This window comes from Corynebacterium otitidis ATCC 51513 (genome assembly GCF_000296405.1).
Lineage (GTDB): Bacteria > Actinomycetota > Actinomycetes > Mycobacteriales > Mycobacteriaceae > Corynebacterium > Corynebacterium otitidis.
Genome location: NZ_JH815192.1, coordinates 500,352 through 516,161 on the forward strand (window position 1 = coordinate 500,352; position 15,810 = coordinate 516,161).

At 73.1% G+C, this 15,810-nt stretch carries 14 protein-coding genes; 2 read left to right on the plus strand and 12 right to left on the minus strand.

The genetic code is table 11. From position 1 onward, the window contains the following. Positions 1 to 449: 449 nt before the first annotated feature. The 10 genes from HMPREF9719_RS09295 to HMPREF9719_RS02245 all read right to left on the minus strand — a co-directional run bounded on the left by HMPREF9719_RS09295 (position 450) and on the right by HMPREF9719_RS02245 (position 12,753). A complete protein-coding gene (locus HMPREF9719_RS09295) occupies positions 450 to 2,132 on the minus strand; it encodes a Rib/alpha-like domain-containing protein (RefSeq protein WP_004600334.1) in 1,683 nt (560 codons plus the stop codon). Between the two features lie 131 nt (positions 2,133 to 2,263). Next, a complete protein-coding gene (locus HMPREF9719_RS02205; protein ID WP_004600335.1) occupies positions 2,264 to 3,586 on the minus strand; it encodes a hemolysin family protein in 1,323 nt (440 codons plus the stop codon). Beyond that, entirely contained in the window at positions 3,583 to 4,188 is a 606-nt protein-coding gene (gene ybeY / locus HMPREF9719_RS02210) for an rRNA maturation RNase YbeY (RefSeq protein ID WP_004600336.1), read from the minus strand. The genes HMPREF9719_RS02205 and ybeY overlap by 4 nt, the downstream gene beginning before the upstream one ends. Next, a complete protein-coding gene (locus HMPREF9719_RS02215) occupies positions 4,185 to 5,192 on the minus strand; it encodes a PhoH family protein (protein WP_004600337.1) in 1,008 nt (335 codons plus the stop codon). The genes ybeY and HMPREF9719_RS02215 overlap by 4 nt, the downstream gene beginning before the upstream one ends. Before the next feature lie 116 nt (positions 5,193 to 5,308). Further along, a complete protein-coding gene (locus HMPREF9719_RS02220; RefSeq protein ID WP_004600338.1) occupies positions 5,309 to 6,058 on the minus strand; it encodes a 16S rRNA (uracil(1498)-N(3))-methyltransferase in 750 nt (249 codons plus the stop codon). A gap of 44 nt (positions 6,059 to 6,102) precedes the next feature. Next, positions 6,103 to 7,248: a molecular chaperone DnaJ gene (dnaJ, locus tag HMPREF9719_RS02225; RefSeq protein WP_004600339.1), complete on the minus strand. Its 1,146-nt coding sequence runs from the start codon at positions 7,246 to 7,248 to the stop codon at positions 6,103 to 6,105. Positions 7,249 to 7,513: 265 nt separating this feature from the next. After that, positions 7,514 to 8,548 carry a heat-inducible transcriptional repressor HrcA gene (hrcA, locus tag HMPREF9719_RS02230; protein WP_004600340.1) on the minus strand — a complete coding sequence of 345 codons (1,035 nt, stop codon included), beginning with the start codon at positions 8,546 to 8,548 and terminating at the stop codon, positions 7,514 to 7,516. 213 nt (positions 8,549 to 8,761) lie between these two features. Further along, entirely contained in the window at positions 8,762 to 9,982 is a 1,221-nt protein-coding gene (gene hemW / locus HMPREF9719_RS02235; protein ID WP_004600341.1) for a radical SAM family heme chaperone HemW, read from the minus strand. Between the two features lie 84 nt (positions 9,983 to 10,066). Then, a complete protein-coding gene (locus HMPREF9719_RS02240; protein WP_004600342.1) occupies positions 10,067 to 10,750 on the minus strand; it encodes a hypothetical protein in 684 nt (227 codons plus the stop codon). Between the two features lie 176 nt (positions 10,751 to 10,926). Continuing rightward, a complete protein-coding gene (locus HMPREF9719_RS02245; RefSeq protein WP_004600343.1) occupies positions 10,927 to 12,753 on the minus strand; it encodes an AMP-dependent synthetase/ligase in 1,827 nt (608 codons plus the stop codon). Between the two features lie 361 nt (positions 12,754 to 13,114). On the opposite strand from HMPREF9719_RS02245, the gene HMPREF9719_RS09300 reads away from it, so the two are divergent. Further along, positions 13,115 to 13,894 (plus strand): siderophore-interacting protein, encoded by a 780-nt coding sequence (locus HMPREF9719_RS09300; RefSeq protein WP_004600344.1) that lies wholly within the window; start codon positions 13,115 to 13,117, stop codon positions 13,892 to 13,894. A gap of 33 nt (positions 13,895 to 13,927) precedes the next feature. Here HMPREF9719_RS09300 and HMPREF9719_RS09585 read toward each other — a convergent pair whose 3' ends face one another. Continuing rightward, positions 13,928 to 14,071, minus strand: coding sequence for a hypothetical protein (locus HMPREF9719_RS09585; protein ID WP_004600345.1), 144 nt, complete (start codon positions 14,069 to 14,071; stop codon positions 13,928 to 13,930). Then, positions 14,064 to 14,282, minus strand: coding sequence for a hypothetical protein (locus tag HMPREF9719_RS02260; RefSeq protein ID WP_004600346.1), 219 nt, complete (start codon positions 14,280 to 14,282; stop codon positions 14,064 to 14,066). Before HMPREF9719_RS02260 ends, HMPREF9719_RS09585 begins: the two co-directional genes overlap by 8 nt. A gap of 65 nt (positions 14,283 to 14,347) precedes the next feature. Between HMPREF9719_RS02260 and HMPREF9719_RS02265 the strand changes: the two genes are divergently transcribed. After that, the gene (locus HMPREF9719_RS02265) at positions 14,348 to 15,739 is read left to right on the plus strand and encodes a carboxylesterase family protein (protein ID WP_004600347.1); all 1,392 of its coding nucleotides are present in this window, start codon (positions 14,348 to 14,350) and stop codon (positions 15,737 to 15,739) included. Positions 15,740 to 15,810 lie beyond the last annotated feature (71 nt).

Consider the following 15,810-nt stretch of genomic DNA (forward strand, 5'->3'; position numbering starts at 1 on the left):
CGACCACTGCTTTGCGACCGCGTACGACAACCTGAGAGCGACCTGAACAGCGACGGTTACACCAGCCTTAATTCTGACGGTCCATCGCGTCATTCGAGGCGCCCATAATGGTTCTAAAGACCAAAGAAACCGCCGTGTCCGCAGGTAACGTGAAGGTTAGGAAAACTAAGGTCTCACTTATGCTTTTCAGCGGGGACGATGCCCGCGCAGCACCCCGCCGACACCGCGCGTTTACCGCGCCGACACCCGCCTCGGGCGGCACACCGAGGCTCCCCTCGCCTCGCGGGGGTTGCCCCCGTCCGGGGGAGGGCGAGTTCGACCCTGATGAAATCCGGAGTCGATTGGAGCGTTCCCGCGGGCCTGAGGCGACAAAAAGCGGGCGCGGGGCGGGGGTTTCTCTCCCGCCCCGCGCCCGCCAGTCATCGGCTCGGGCGCCTAGGCGCGCGCTTCTACCAGCGCAGCCGCGCCGCGGCGACGGCGCCGAGGCCCACGAGCGCGGCGGCCACGCCGAGGCCCAGCGCGCTCAGCGCGCTGTTGACGCCGGTGTTGGCCAGGCCCGCGGGCTGCTGGCCGCGCGCACCCTGGGTCGCCTGGACCGGGGCCTGGGCGTCTGCGATCGGGCCGCCGGCCGCGGAGCCGGACTTCCCGCCGCCGTTCGTAGCGCCGCCGGCGGCGCCCTCCTCGGAGCCCTCGCCCTTCTCGGGCTTGACGTCCTTGCCGGACTCCTCGCCCTTCTCGGATTCCTCCTCGTCCTCGGTCTTCTCGCCCTGGTTGGCGGAGAAGGTCACCTTGGTCGTGAGCTGGGAGCCGTCGGCGAAGGTGACGACGACGGGGACCTCGACGTCCTCGCCGGCCTCGAGGGCCTCCTCCGGGAGGGTGACGACGCCGGTCTCCTCGTCGACCGAGGAGCCCTCGGGGGCGTCCTCGCCGAGCGCGTAGGTCGCCTCGGGCTCGTCGCTCGGGGCGACGGGCTGCTCGTCCTCGCCCTCGAGGAAGACGGGCGTGGCCGACTGGATGCCCTCGGCCTCGTCGTCGTTGTCGACGTCGACGATCGGGTAGCGCACGGCGAAGCCGTCGGCGGCCTCGCCGGTGAGGCTCGCGGAGAACCGCACCGAGGCCTTCGCCTCGTAGCCCTCGTCCTCGCCGGAGGTGACGACCACCGGGACGTTGAGGGTGACGCCCTCGAGCGCGTCCTCGGGGACGGTGACGACGCCGGTCTCCTCGTCGATGGTCGCGCCCTCGGGCGCGTCGTCGCCGAGCGCGAACTTCACGTCGCCCGGGGTCTTGGCCTCCTCGCCCTCCTCGTCGACGAAGACGGGCTTGCCGGACTGGATGCCCTCGGCGTCCTTGTCCTGGTCGTGCATGACCGTCTCGTAGACCGGGCTGCCGAAGGAGTCGACGGCGTCCTTGTCCTCGTTCTTGTCCTTGTCGTCGTCGGCGACGGGCTCGATGTCGATGCCCTCGAGCGCGGCGAGCACCTCGCTCAGGGTCGGGTCGCTCTCCGCGCCGGCGAGATCCTTGAGCGCGGCGGCGGCCTCCTCGTTGTCGACCGCCTCGGCGAGCGCGTTGAGCACGTCGCGGAAGGTCGGCTCCTCGATGCCGGCCTCGGTGAGCGCCTCGTTGAGGTGCTCGATGCCGAAGCCGATGGCCTTCTCCCCGCCGAGCGCGTCGATGACCCGGGAGGCGGCATCGGCGAGCGAGACCTCGTTCTCGCCGATGTAGTCTTCGGCCGCGAAGACGGCCTCGGTGCCCGCGGTGGAGCCGTCGCCGAAGGAGATCGACACCGGCACGGTGGTCGCGCCCTCCTCGGGGAGCTCCGGCAGGGTGACCACGCCGGTCTCCTCGTCGATCTCGGCGCCCTTCGGGGCGTCCTCGCCGAGCGCGTAGGTCGTCTCGACGTCGTCGACCTGCTCGGCGTCGTTGTTGTAGATCGCCGGGGCCTTCGACTGCACACCGGAGGCGTCCGGGTCGGCGTCCTGGCGGGTCGGCTCGTAGACGATGATGTGGTCGTCGACGTCGTCGGCGGTGGCCACCGCGACGCCCGCCACGGCGAGCGCCGCCGCGGAGCCCGCGACGACGACGGCGCGCCCGGCGCCGCCGAGCCGCGCCCGGGTTGACGGCGAATGCTTCATGGTGATCGCTCCATCCCTCCCAGATATCACTGCAGTCACTTTAACCACAGTGGTAACACGGTAACGGGGGCAACGATAGCCGCGGCGGCCCAGGTGGGCAAGGTTTCCAGGACTGGGGCGGGGGCGCCGCGCTAGGTCTCCGAGCCCTCCCCGGGCTCGGCGGGCACGTCGACGACGACGTGGCGGGTGCGCACCTGGCCGCGCCGGTCGGTGCCGCCCTCCGCGCGGAGCTTCAGCCCCGCGATGTCCACGTTGGTGCCCGGCAGCGGCACCTTGCCCAGCCCGTAGCCCATAAGCCCGGCGACGGTGTCGACCTGCTCCTCGACCTCGGCGGGCAGCTCGATGCGGTAGCCGATGGCGTCCTCGACCTCGTCGATCAAGTCCTCGAGCACGAGGCGTGCCACGACCCGGAAGCGGCGCGGGCCGACCTGCTCGACGGGGGCCTCCTCGCCGGCGTCGTGCTCGTCGGCGATCTCCCCGACGATGTCCTCGAGGATGTCCTCCAGGGTGAGCACCCCGGCCACGCCGCCGTACTCGTCGATGACGACGACCATGTGGTTGTGCCCCGCCTGCATCTCGTGGAGCAGCTCGTCGAGCGGCTTCGAGTCGGGCACGAACACCGGCTCGGCCATGACCTCGGTGACCGGGAGCGCGGCCGCGTCGCGCGCGGCGCGCCCCGGGCACTCGACGACCGCGCCGACGAGCTCCTTTAAGTGCACGATGCCCACGACGTCGTCGAGCCCGTCGCCGACGACCGGCAGCCTCGAGAAGCCCGAGCGGATGCACAGGCTCAGCGCCCGGCGCACGTCCTTCTCCGCCTCGATCCACACGACCTCCGGGCGCGGCACCATCGCCGCGCGCGCCACCGTCTCGCCCAGGTCGACGACGTTTAAGAGCATGCGGCGCTCGTCGTTCTCCACCGCGCCGCGGTTCGTCGCGAGGTCGACCATCTCGCGCAGCTCGACGTCGCCGGCGAACGGCCCGGACTTGAAACCCCGCCCAAGTGTCGCGGCGTTGCCCGCCGCGACGAGCGCGCGGGCGACCGGAACCGTAAGGGCGAAGAACGGCCGCCCGAAGAACGCGGCGCGCAGCGCCACCGGGTAGGCGAAGCGGCGCCCCACGGTGCGGCAGGCCACCGCGCCGAGCGCGTAGAGCACGACCGCGACCGCGGCGATCGCCGCGGCGATCGCCCACGCGTTGAGAGCTGCCGCGCCCGCCGCCGCGCCGCCGGCCGCGACCGCGAGCCCGAGCCAGCGGGCGAGCACGAGGGCGCTTAAGTGCTCCGCGCGGCGCTCGAGAAGCGCGCTCAGCCGCTTCGCGCCGGGGCGCTCCTCGTGGGCCATCTGCGCGACGCGTGCGCCCGACACCCCGCCGAGTGCGGCCTCGAGGAGCTCGCAGATGAGGACGACGGCCCCGCCGAGGACCACGCACGCGGCCGTGGCAAGCGGGCTCACTGCTCCCCTCGGCCGGGGGCGGGCTCCCCGATCGGCGGGATCCCGCCGCCGGGCACCTCCCGGTCGAGCCGCTCGCGGTCCGCGGCGCTGGGGAAGGCGCGCTCCCCGGTGGGCTTCGGCTGGAAGCTCACCCCGGCGGCGCGCCGGTCGTCGTACCAGTCGGCGAGGATCTCGTTCTGCAGGGCGAACATCTCGCGCTCCTCGGCGGGCTCGGCGTGGTCGTAGCCGAGCAGGTGGAGGCAGCCGTGCACGGTCAGCAGCGCGAGCTCGTGGCCGAGCCCGTGGCCCGCGGCGTCGGCCTGGCGGCGCGCGAACGCCGGGCAGAGCACGATGTCGCCGAGCACCCCGGCGGGCTGCTCGTCGCGCGGGTTGCCGAGCCCCGGGCTGAGCTCGTCCATGGGGAAGCTCATGACGTCGGTGGGGCCCTCGAGGTCGAGCCACTGGACGTGCAGCGCGGCGATCGTGTCCTGGTCGACCAGCGTGATCGCGAGCTCCGCGTCGGGGTGGATGTCCATCCGCTCGAGCGCGTACGACGCGACGTCGGCGATCATCTCCTCGCTGACGTCCGGGTAGCCCGACTCGTTGAGAATCTCGATGCTCATCGCTCCTCCTTGGCTCCCTTGTCGCGCGACCAGCGGTAGCGCCCGCCGGCGGCGGGCTCTGCCTCCCCGCCGTCGCGCGCGGCGCGCTCGTCGTAGGCGGCGACGATGCGGCTGACCAGCCCGTGGCGCACGACGTCGCCCGAGCCGAGCTCCGCGATGTGGACGTCCTCGACCCCGGCGAGCACCTCGCGGGCGTCGGCGAGGCCCGAGCGCCGGCCGCCGGGCAGGTCGACCTGCGTGTCGTCGCCGGTAACGACCATCGTCGAGCCGAAGCCCAGCCGCGTGAGGAACATCTTCATCTGCTCGACGGTGGTGTTCTGCGCCTCGTCGAGGATGATGAACGCGTCCGAGAGCGTCCTACCGCGCATGTAGGCCAGCGGCGCGACCTCGATGACGCCGGAGTCGACGAGCTTGGGGATCGCGCTCGGCTCGAGCATGTCGTGCAGCGCGTCGAACAGGGGCCGCAAATACGGGTCGATCTTCTCATCCAGGGTGCCGGGTAAAAAGCCGAGTTTCTCCCCGGCCTCGACGGCGGGCCGGGTAAGCACGATGCGGCTGACCTCGCGGTTCTTTAGGGCCTGCACGGCCTTCGCCATCGCGAGGTAGGTCTTGCCGGTCCCGGCGGGGCCGATGCCGAGCACGATCGTCGCCTCGTCGATGGCACGGAGGTACTCGCGCTGGCCCTGGGTCTTCGGCCGGATCTCCTTGCCGGCCTTGCCGGCGATGACCTGCTCGGCGACGCCGCCGGTCGCGCCCTCGCCCGAGCCGGCGAGCATGCCCGCGGCCTGGGCGACGGTATCCGGGGTGACGGCCTGCCTGCGGCGCGCCGCCGACTCGAGCTCCCCGAGCACGCCCTTCGCGTGGCGGACCTTCGGGCCCGGGCCCGTGAGGCGGAGCTTCGCGCCGCGGGCGAAGATATCGCAGCCGGTGAGCTTCTCGAGCGCGGTGAGGTTCTCGTCGTTGACCCCGCAGACTTGCGTGGCGACCTGCGGCACGAGGGTCACGGTGCTGGCCACCACCGGGGCCGGTGAACTGCTTGTGGGCACTGGTTAGCGCTCGCCTGCTTTCTTCGTCTGGTGTCGGCTTCGGCGTCTTGCCCTACCAGGTGACGCGCCCGATCCTACCAAGCGTCCCACAGCGCCCTCAGCGCGCTGATCGCGACGACGCCGGCGGCGGCGGTGCGCACCACCTCGCGGCCCAGGCGCACGGGCCTGGCGCCCGCCTCGATAAGCCCCGCGGCCTCGTCCTCGCCGATGCCGCCCTCGGGGCCGACGAGGAACCACGCCTCCCCGCGGGGCTCGCCGGCGGCGCGGGTGAGCGGGGCGTCGGCGTCCTCGTGGAGGAGGAAGACCGCCGCCCCGCGCCCGGCGGCCTCGGCGACGCGGTCCTGCAGCTCCCCGGTGGAGAGCGGCTCGGCGACGCCGGGCAGCCAGGAGCGCCGCGACTGCTTCGCGGCCTCCCGGGCGGTGGCGAGCCACTTCTCGCGGCCCTTCTTAGCCTTAGGCCCCGACCAGCGCGCCACGCAGCGCTCGGCCTGCCAGGGCACGATCTCGCCGACCCCGGCCTGGGTGGCGAGATCCACGGCGAGCTCGGAGCGCTCGTGCTTGGGCAGCGCCTGGACCAGCGTCACCCTAGGGCTCGGTGCCGGCTCGTCGACGGCGTCCTCGACGAGTGCTGTGAGCCCCTGCTTCCCGTCGAGGGCCTCGACGCGGCAGCGGGCGCGCCGCCCGCGGCCGTCGACGAGCTCTAGGGCCTCGCCGACGCGCAGCCGCTTGGCGCCCGCGGCGTGGCGGCCCTCCGCGCCGGCAAGCGCGACGAGCGCGCCCGGCTCGAGGGGCTCGCCCTCGGCGAGGAACACGGGAAGGGACATGCGCTCTCCTTCGGCGGTCGGGGCCCTGCGGGTCGCCCGCGATCCTAGCGGTGGAAGAGGTGGCGGATGCGGCTGAAGAGCGACTCCTCGCCGTCGCCGTCGGCGTCGACCCGGGAGCGGTCCTTGCGGTGGTCGCGGACCTTCTCCAACAGGTCGCGGGCCTTGTCGTCGAGGTCGGTGGGCACGTGCACGTCGACGTGCGCGATCATGTCGCCCCGACCGGAGCCGCGCAGCCTCGGCATCCCCTTGCCCTCCAGGGTGACCTCCTCGGCGGGCTGGGTGCCGGCCGCGACGGCGACGGCCTGCTCCTCGCCGGCGAGGTCCTCGACGGTGAGCTCCGTGCCGAGCGCCGCGTCGATCATCGGCACCCTAACGGTCAGGTGCAGGTCGTCGCCCTGGCGGGTGAAGACCTTGTGCGGCTTGATGGAGACCTCGACGTAGAGGTCCCCGGGCTCGCCGCCGCCGCGGCCGACCTCGCCCTCGCCGTTGAGCCGGATGCGCATCCCGTCGCCGATGCCGGCGGGCACGTTGATCTGCACGTCGCGGCGCTTCTTGTGGCGACCCTCCCCGTCGCAGCGGGTGCAGGGGTCCTCGATGCGGGTGCCGAAGCCCTGGCAGGTCGGGCAGGGCCGCCGGGTGACGACGTTGCCGAGCAGGGAGCGCTGCATCTCCTCGACCTGCCCGCTGCCGTGGCACTGGGGACACGTCGTGGGATCCGACTTCGACTCGGAGCCGGTGCCGTCGCAGTGCTCGCAGCGCACGGCCGTGTCGACGGTGACGTCGCGCCGCACACCGGTGAACGCCTCTTTCAGGCTGATCGTCAGGCGCAGCAGCGCGTCGTTGCCGGGCTGGGTACGCGAGCGCGGGCCCCCGCCGCCGGCGCCGCCGCCGAAGAACGTCTCGAAGATGTCCCCGAGGCCCCCGGAGCCGAAGCCGCTAAAGCCCCCGGCGCCACCGGGCTGCCCGCCGCGCGGGTCGAGCGGGTCGCCGCCCATGTCGACGATGCGGCGCTTCTCCGGGTCGGAGAGCACCTCGTGCGCGTCGGAGATCTCCCGGAACTTGTCGGCCGCCTCCTCGGAGGGGTTGACGTCCGGGTGGTACTTGCGCGCGAGCTTGCGGTAGGCCTTCTTGATCTCCTGCTCGCTGGCGTCCTTGTCGACGCCGAGGATGCCGTAATAATCCCGAGCCACGAAACTAGAACCCGTCCCCTACTTCAGTCGGAAAACCTCAACCTCGTTCGCCCGGCCGCCCGAGGCAGCGCGGCGTCGGGCGGCCGGGGCGCCGCCCGAAGCGGTGATTCTTCCTTACTGCCAGCCCCGCCGGGCGCGGCGGGGCGCGGGGCGGCGCGCGATCCGAGTCGACAGTCTAATAAGCCCCGCGCCCGGTTTCGCCATCCGTTCGCTGCCGGCCGACGCTAGCGAAAACGGCTTTCACCAGCGGCGGGCGGGCGGGGCTTTAGCCGGAGAGGTAGCGCGAGACGTACTGCGCGACGATGCGCACCTTGGACATGGTGTTGGGGTAGTCCATGAACATCGGGCCGACGACCCCGAGCCCGCCGAGCGCCCCGCCGCCGAGCCCGTAGGCGGTCGTCACGACCGAGGCGCTGCGCAGCTCGTCGGCGTCGTTCTCCTCGCCGATGACGACGTTGACGTGGCCGGGCTGCGCCGCGTTCGCCAGGAGCCTAAGCATGACGACCTGCTCCTCGAGCAGGTCGAGCAGCACCGGGGAGTTCTCCCCGAGCCGCGGCGACATCCGCGAGGCGTTGCCCATGCCCGCGAGGATGAGCCGCTCGTTGGACTCGTCGACGAGCGTGTCGCGCAGCACCGCGGTCACCCGCCGGAGCGGCTCGGCGAGCTCGCCGAGCTCGCCCTGGTCGCCCTCGACGAGCGTGCCGAGCGTGGCGACCGCGCGGCTCGTCGTCGTGCCCACCATCACCGAGTTGATGAGGTCGCGCAGCCTCGCGACGAGCGCCTCGTCTAAGGGCCTGTCGAGCTGCACGTTGCGCTGGTCGACGCGCCCGGTGTCCGTGATGAGCACCAAGAGGAGGCGCTCCGGGGCGAGGGAGACGACCTCGCAGTGCTTGATGAGGGTCGTCTCGAGGTTGGGCAGCTGCACCATCGCGACCTGGTGGGTGAGGTGGCTAAGAAGCTGCACGGCGCGGCGCAGCAGGTCCTGCAGGTCCACGCCCTCGGCGAGGAAGCGCTCGATCGCTCGCCGCTCCGAGGGGCTCATGGGCTTGACGTCCTGGATGGTGTCGACGAAGCTGCGGTAGCCCTTCTCCGTGGGGATCCGCCCGGAGCTCGCGTGCTCCTGCTCGATGAGGCCCTCCGACTCGAGGACGGCCATGTCGTTGCGCACCGTCGCCGAGGACACGCCCAGCCCGTGGCGCTCGACGAGCCGCTTCGAGCCCACCGGCTCCCGGGAGTCGATGTAGTCGGTCACGATCGCGCACAGCACGTCCTGGCGCCGCTTGTCCGTCGCGCTCGTCAACTCCGCCACCCCCCTTCGTTGTGGACGTTGTGGCCCAAGGCCCGCCGCCCCGGCCTCCGCCGGCGCGGGCCGTCGCGGGGCCCGCCGCCCGGCTCTCGGGCGGCGCGGCCGCCGCGCGGTGTCTCTCCCCCATCTTAGTAGCGCCCGGCGCCCCTCCCGGCGAAAGCGAGGCGAAACCTCTCGCGCCGGAACGGCCCGCCGGCGCGGGGCTTCTTAGAGCGCGGCCGCGGGGTCGCCCTCCTCGGCGAGCAGCAGGTCGGTGACGATCCCGTCGGCGAGGAGCCGGCCGGCGTCCGTCACCGCGAGCCGCCCGGGCTCGGGCCGGTGGAGCAGCCCGCGGCGAACGAACCGCTCCGCGGCGGCGCGGCCTTGCTCGTTGAGCCGGTCCTCCGGGATGCCCGAGCGCATCCGGAGGCCCAGCATGACCCGCTCGGTGTGGTGCTCCCGCTCGCCCAGGGTCTCCCCGCCGGCGATGGGCAGCTCCCGGCCGGAGAGGGTTGTCGCGTAGCGGGCCGGGTGCTTGGCGTTGTAAAACCGCCGGTCGCCGAGGTGCGAGTGGGCGCCGGGGCCCGCGCCCCACCAGTCGCCGTCGACCCAGTAGATCTCGTTGTGCCGGCACTCCCCGCCGGGCCTGGCCCAGTTGGAGACCTCGTACCACTCGAGCCCCGCGGCGCGGAGCTTCGAGTCGATGATCTCGTAGCGGTCGGCGAGCCGGTCCTCGTCCGGCTCGGGGAGCTCCCCGCGGCGCACCTTGCGGCCCATGGCGGTGCCGCGCTCGACGATGAGGGAGTAGGCGGAGACGTGGTCGACGCCCGCCTCGAGCGCGGCGTCGACGCTGGCGCGCACGTCCTCGTCGCGCTCGCCCGGGGTGCCGTAGATCAGGTCGAGGTTGACGTGCTCGAAGCCCGCGGCGGCCGCCTCCTTGGCCGCGGCGACGGCGCGGCCCGGGGTGTGGCGCCGCTCGAGGACGGCGAGCACGTGGCGCGCCGCGGACTGCATGCCCAGCGACACGCGGGTATAGCCCGCCTCACGGATGCCCTCGAAGAACTCGGGGTCGGTGGACTCGGGGTTCGACTCGGTGGTGACCTCCGCGCCGTCGACGAGCCCGACGGTGTTACGCACCGCGTCGAGCAGCCGGTTAAGACCCGTCGCGCCGAGCAGCGAGGGCGTCCCGCCGCCGACGAACACCGTCTCGGCCTGGCGCCGGTCGCCGCTCTCGGCGAGTTTCTCGGCGGCGAGCTCGAGCTCGATCTCGATGGCGTCGAGGAAGCTGCCCTGGGAGGCCGCGGAGCCGAGCTCGCCGGGGGTGTAGGTGTTGAAGTCGCAGTACCCGCAGCGCGTCGCGCAGAACGGCACGTGGAGATACACCCCGAACGGAGTATCCGGCCGCGCGGCGCCGGGGATCGGGCTCGTGGCGGAAGAAGAGGAATCCATTGTCGCCCCTCAGGCTAGCCCTCTAGCCTTCGCGCCCGAAAGCGCCCGGCCCGCGCGGGGCGAAAGTGCCCGGCCCGAGGCGGGCTAGCTCGCCGCCCCGGAGTTGCGCTGCGCCTTACGCCTGGCGTTGACTCTCGCTGCGACCGCCTCGACGCGGGCGCGCTCCTCGAGGAAGGCCGGCGGGTGGTTGCCCCGCATCGACGAGGCGAACGCCGGGTGCTCGGCGATCACGGTGGCGCGCCAGCCCTCCGCGGCGGCGTGCACCCGCTCCTTGACGTCGCGGTAGAGGTGCGGCAGCGACAGCGAACCCAGGTCCCTGGCGCCGCGCTCCGTGGCGGCGAGCACGTAGTCGACGACCTCGCCGAGGTAGGAGACGGTGGAGGCGGTGCGCTCCTCGAGCGCGCGGGAGAGCTCCGCGACGACGATCGGCGAGTCCGCCACCGGGTGGCGCTCGAGTAGGTCCTCCGCGTCGAGGCGCGCGGGAGCGGCGGGCCGGGGCCCGTCGGGCGCGGCGTCGAGCTCGCCCGCGCCCACCCCGGTGGTGAGCGCCTGGCGCAGGCCGGCGAGCTCGCCGACGACCGCCCGCGCGTCCGAGCGCGCCTCGTCGACGATCTCGTCGAACTCGGTGAGGCACTCGGCGGCGAGCTCCCCGTCGAAGTCGCGCGTCGCCTCCGCGAGGTTCTCCACGTAGCCCGCGACCTCGTCGCCGATGTCGAAGAGCTCCTGGGTGAGCTCCCAGTGCCGCAGTGAGGCCGCCGCGCGATGCATGGGAATCCAGCCGCTCCTTTCCAACCGTTGCGCCGGGACGCGGCCGGACGCCGGCGGGTCCGCCGCCCGCCCGCGCCCCCGGGGCCGGTGACGACGGCCGCCGCGATCGTGGTGACGGGTCGCTACTCTAGGCCACCGCGCCGGCCCCGGCGGCGCGGCGCGCCGGGGCGGGGCCGCTAGCCGTAGATGCCCTCGATCTGGGCGCGGAAGTGCTCGGCGACGACGTTGCGCTTCACCTTGAACGTCGGGGTGAGCTCGCCCTCCTCCTCGGTGAGCTCCCGGCCGAGGATGTGGTACTTCTTGATGCCCTCCGCGTGCGAGACGCTCGCGTTGGCGTTGTTGATGGCGTCCTGGATCTCCGCGCGCAGCGCGGGCTGCGCGGCGAGCTCCCGGATCGAGGTGCCCTGGGAGAAGCCGTTGCGCTCCTTCCAGCCCTCGAGGTTCTCCTCGTCGAGGGTGATAAGGGCCCCGACGAAGGGCTTGCCCTCCCCGACGACGATCGCCTGGCTGATGAGCGGGTGGGAGCGCACGATGTCCTCGAGCGGGGCGGGCGAGACGTTCTTGCCGCCCGCGGTGACGATGAGGTCCTTCTTCCGTCCGGTGATGGTGAGGTAGCCGTCCTCGTCGAGCGTCCCGAGGTCGCCGGTGCGGTACCAGCCGTCCTCGGTGAAGGCTTCCTTGGAGGCCTCCTCGTTCTTCCAGTAGCCCTCGAAGACGATGTCGCCCTTGATGAGGATCTCGTTGTCCTCGCCGATGGTGATGCTCACCCCGCCGACCGGGCGGCCCACGGTGCCGACCTTGGTGTTGACGAAGTTCACCGCCGCGGCGGCGGTCGTCTCGGTGAGGCCGTAGCCCTCGTAGACCGGCACGCCGAGGCCGCGGAAGAAGTGGATGAGGTCGGGGCTCATCGGCGAGCCGCCGGTGATGCAGTAGGCGACGTTCCCGCCGAGCGCCTGGCGGATCTTCTGGTAGATCGGCTTGTCGTAGAGGCGGCGGCGCAGCTCCTGGCCGCGGCTCGGGCCCTCCTTCTCGTCGAGCGCCTTGGAGTACTCGATGGCGGCGCGCTCCGCGCGATGGAAGAGCAGCCGGCCGACCACGCCGCGGCGGCTCGCCTGCTTGACCGCGGCGTTGCGCACCTTCTCGAAGACGCGCGGCACGCCGAGCAGCAGGTTCGGCTTCGCGCGCTGCAGCTCCACCGGCAGGGTCTTCGTGTCCGGCCAGTGGCTCTGCGTCGCCCCGTAGATCGTCACGGCGAGCGCCACCGCGCGGGCGAGCACGTGCGCGAGCGGCAGATAGGTGAGAACCGTCGTGCCGGGCCTGGCGATCGCGCCGATCGGGTGGGTGGCCAGCGCGCGTACCTGGGAGAGCCAGCCGTAGTGGGTCAGCCGGCAGCCCTTGGCCCGCCCGCTCGTGCCCGAGGTGTAGACCAGCGAGGCAAGCTCGTGGGCGTCGGTGGCGTCGATGCGGGCGTCGACGTCGGCGTCCGACTTGCGCGCGCCCTCCGACTTGAGCAGCGCGATCGCCCCGGAGTTGATCTCCAGCACGCGGCGCAGCCGGCGCTCCGAGCCCTCCTCGACCTCCTTGGGGTCGACGGCGAAGGTGGAGAGCACCTCCGTGTTGTCCTGGGTCTCGCTAATGGCGAGCACCGCCTCGGAGTTGTCGACGATGAACTCGATCTGGCTGAGCGACGCCGAGGGATAGATCGGCACGGAGACCGCCCCGGCCGCCCAGATCGCGAAGTCGAGCAGGCTCCACTCGTAGCGCGTCGAGGACAGAAGAAGGATCCGGTCGCCCTTCTCGATGCCCAGCGCGATGAGCCCGCGCGCGACGGCGTAGACCTCGCCCAAGAACTCCTCCGCGGAGACCTCCACCCAGTCGTTGCCCTGCGGGCGGATAAACAGCGTGCCGTTCGGCCGCGCCCTGACCTGGTCGATGAGCGCGGTCAGGCAGCTCTCGTTGTCCTCGACGTGATAATCCGCGGGCGTGCTCGCGACGCGTCCCATGGCCTTAACTCGCTTTCCGTGTTCGCTGCCGGCCCCGCTCCCGCCGGGTGAGGCCCCGCGGCGAGCGCGACGCGCGTCGCGCGGCGGGGGCGCCGGGTCGTTCCTTGGCGACCAAGCCTATCCCACTTCCTCCCTCCCGCAGGCCGGGATCCGCGCCCGTCTCGGCGCCCGCGGCTCCCGGGCGCGGCGTTCGCCCACCGCACGGGTCCGCGCGGCGCCGCGGCGCGGCACCGGGCCGAGGCACGAAAAAGCCCGGGCGGCGGGCGCGGCCGCGCAGGGGCCGACCGGGCGCGATAATTGCTAAGGTAACGCTCGCCATTTATTCATCAACCCGGCCCGGCCGGGGAAGGAGGCCGCCGCCATGGCCACCGGATTCCAGGGGTTCGTCCTCACCTCGCTCCTCCACGCCGAGGAGGTGCCCGCCACCGTCCTCGAGACCGGTTGGGCCGCGCCCCACCTGCGCCGGCTCCGGATGCGTGCCCCGGGCGTGCTCCTCGCGGCCGACGAGCCCGACGCGTACCTGCGGATGTGGTTCCCCAAGCCCGGGACCTCCAAGCAGCACCAGCGCGCCTACACCATTACCGAGCCCGACCTCGAGCGCGGCGAGTTCACCCTCCTCGCCGTCATCCACGAGCCGCTCGGCCCCGCGGCCGGGTGGTTCGCCGCCGCGGAGGTCGGCGACCGGATCCCCGTCATGCGCTACGGCGAGCCGAAGCACCCCGACTACGCGGGCGCGCGAGGCCACCTGCTCGTCGGCGACGCCGCGTCCTACCCGGCGGCGCGCGGGCTCATCCCCCGCCTCCGGGAGCGCAGCGCCGCGCCGATTACGGCGCTCATGCTCGGACTCCACGACGGCGACGCGGAGCTGGCGCTGCCCGCGGTGCCCGACTGCGAGGCGCGCTGGGTCCCCGCGCCCGACCCGGCCGCCTGGCCGGGGCTCCTCGCCGCGGAGCTCTCCACAGGCGACTGGCGCGGCTGGACGGCGTGGGTCGCCACCGAGACCAAGGCGACCCGCGCCGCGAAGAAGGCGCTCCTCGGCGCCGGCCTGGAGAAGAACAAGCTCGCCGGCCAGGCCTACTGGGTGCGCGGCCGGCAGCTCGGCCGCAGCCGCGACGCCGCCGCGGCGGGCCCGAGCACATAGATTCGCCCGCGGCACGGGCGCGGGGCGGCGGGGCTAGAAGACGAGGCTCAGCAGCCAGAGCACGACGAGCACCGCGAGCAGGATCCACAGCGCCTGCGTGACGTAGCTCGTCGGGTAGCGGCGCCGGTTCTTCGGCCGCCGCTTGTCGCGCTTGCGCAGCTCCTCCGGGTTAGCCACGGGCGCCCTCCCCTCGCCGATCGGCCTTCCGGCTGGCCGCCCGCCGGTCGCGGGCGCGCCCCGCGAAGCCGGCCGCCGCGTCGAGCGCGGCGAGCAGCAGCCACGCCGCCGCGGCGCACGCCGGCAGCGCCACCGCGAGCAGCACGATCACCTGCACCACCATCGGCGCGGAGGTCAGCTGCTGCACGAGCCAGTCGTAAAGGTCTTCCATAGGTCTCCGGGCCAGTCTAGCGACTCCCGGCCGCCGGGCCGACCGGCCGAGTAGTCTCGGGGGCCATGACCAGCGGAAGCGAGCACCACGAGCCCAGCGCCCACCGCGAACCCGTCGCCCCGCCAAAAGGGCGGCCCGCCCCCGGCTCGGTCACGGTCGACGCGCCATCCATCGCCGTCACCGGCGAGGTCACCGACGCGTCCGCCGTGTTCCACTCCATCCCGTTCGCGACGATCCCCGGACCGTTCCGCCCCTCCGAGACGATCCCCCGCCACACCGGCCCCGCCGAGGCGAAGCCCGCCCACGACGGCACCGCCGGCGACAAGGACGCCACCGCGCTGACCCTGTGGGTGCCGCGCGGCACCCGCCCCGGCGACGATCTGCCCGTCGTCGCCTATATCCACGGCGGCTCCTACGAGGAGGGCAGCCACGAGGACGAGCGCGTCGACGGCGCCGCCTACAACGAGCGCGGCGTCATCCTCGCCTCTATCGGCTACCGCCTCAAGCTCGAGGGCTTCGCCCAGTTCCACGACGACCCCGAGTGGCACTTCCGCGGCACCGACGACGCGAGAAACGGGCTCTACTGGCTCGCCCGCAATATCGAGGCCTTCGGCGGGGACCCCACCAACATCACCCTTATGGGCCAGTCCGCCGGCGGCGGCGCGGTGCTCTGGCTGACAAGAAGGGACCACCTCGTGCCCGGGGTGCGCCGCGTCATCCCCATCTCCCCGGCGTTCCCCCGCGTCACCGCGAAGAAGCGCAAGGGCAAGCTGCGCGCCGCCATGGGCGTGCCCGTCACCAGGGAGCACTTCACCCGCCGCTGGGAGAAGAACCGCGGCTCCTTTGAGCGCGGCTACCGCCGCTACCGGCTCACCCACCCCCTCGACGTGCCGGTCGGGCCCGCGCCCTTCGACCCCGGCGACCTCGCCGAGCTGCCCCGGCTCGTCACCGTCACCCACGACGAGTTCCACACCCTGCCCGCCATGCGCTGGCTCGACTCCCACCGCCTCGGCGGGCCGCTGTTCCGCCCCGGCGCGAAGGCCTTCGCGCTCAACCCGCCCGCCCGCTCGTACCTCGACATGCTCCCCGACCGCGACCGGGAGGCGCGCTGGGTGCAGCTCGCGAGCGACGCGCTCGTGCGCCGCTGGGCCGCCCAGACCCTCGAGGAGGCGCCCGGCCGCTCCTGGCTGCTCGAGTGGCTCGGCGACGGCGACACCCCAGCGGAGCACAGCGGGGACCTACCGCACGTCTTCGGCAAGCACCCCGCCTCGGGCCCGATCCTCGACATCATCGCCGGCTTCGCCCGCGGCGAGGAGCCCGGCTGGGAGCGCTCCGCGCCGGGCACCGGGCGTAAGGCGCTGGGCATGAGCATCGTCGACGGCTCCACGAGGGAGCTCTCCGACCCGCTGCGCTCCGCGCGGCTGGGCTTCTGCCCGCGGCCCGGCACGGGCCGCTAGGCAGGCCGCGCCCTGGCGCGGTGTGCGGAAAGCGCGGCCGCGGCCGATGGCGCGGCCCAGGGGCGCCGAGC

Coding starts and splice junctions, on each gene's coding strand:
- HMPREF9719_RS09295 (WP_004600334.1), bottom strand. CDS start 2,132: ATGAAGCATTCGCCGTCAACCCGGGCGCGGCTCGGCGGCGCCGGGCGC.
- ybeY (WP_004600336.1), bottom strand. CDS start 4,188: ATGAGCATCGAGATTCTCAACGAGTCGGGCTACCCGGACGTCAGCGAG.
- HMPREF9719_RS02220 (WP_004600338.1), bottom strand. CDS start 6,058: ATGTCCCTTCCCGTGTTCCTCGCCGAGGGCGAGCCCCTCGAGCCGGGC.
- hemW (WP_004600341.1), bottom strand. CDS start 9,982: ATGGATTCCTCTTCTTCCGCCACGAGCCCGATCCCCGGCGCCGCGCGG.
- HMPREF9719_RS02240 (WP_004600342.1), bottom strand. CDS start 10,750: ATGCATCGCGCGGCGGCCTCACTGCGGCACTGGGAGCTCACCCAGGAG.
- HMPREF9719_RS02245 (WP_004600343.1), bottom strand. CDS start 12,753: ATGGGACGCGTCGCGAGCACGCCCGCGGATTATCACGTCGAGGACAAC.
- HMPREF9719_RS09300 (WP_004600344.1), top strand. CDS start 13,115: ATGGCCACCGGATTCCAGGGGTTCGTCCTCACCTCGCTCCTCCACGCC.
- HMPREF9719_RS02260 (WP_004600346.1), bottom strand. CDS start 14,282: ATGGAAGACCTTTACGACTGGCTCGTGCAGCAGCTGACCTCCGCGCCG.
- HMPREF9719_RS02265 (WP_004600347.1), top strand. CDS start 14,348: ATGACCAGCGGAAGCGAGCACCACGAGCCCAGCGCCCACCGCGAACCC.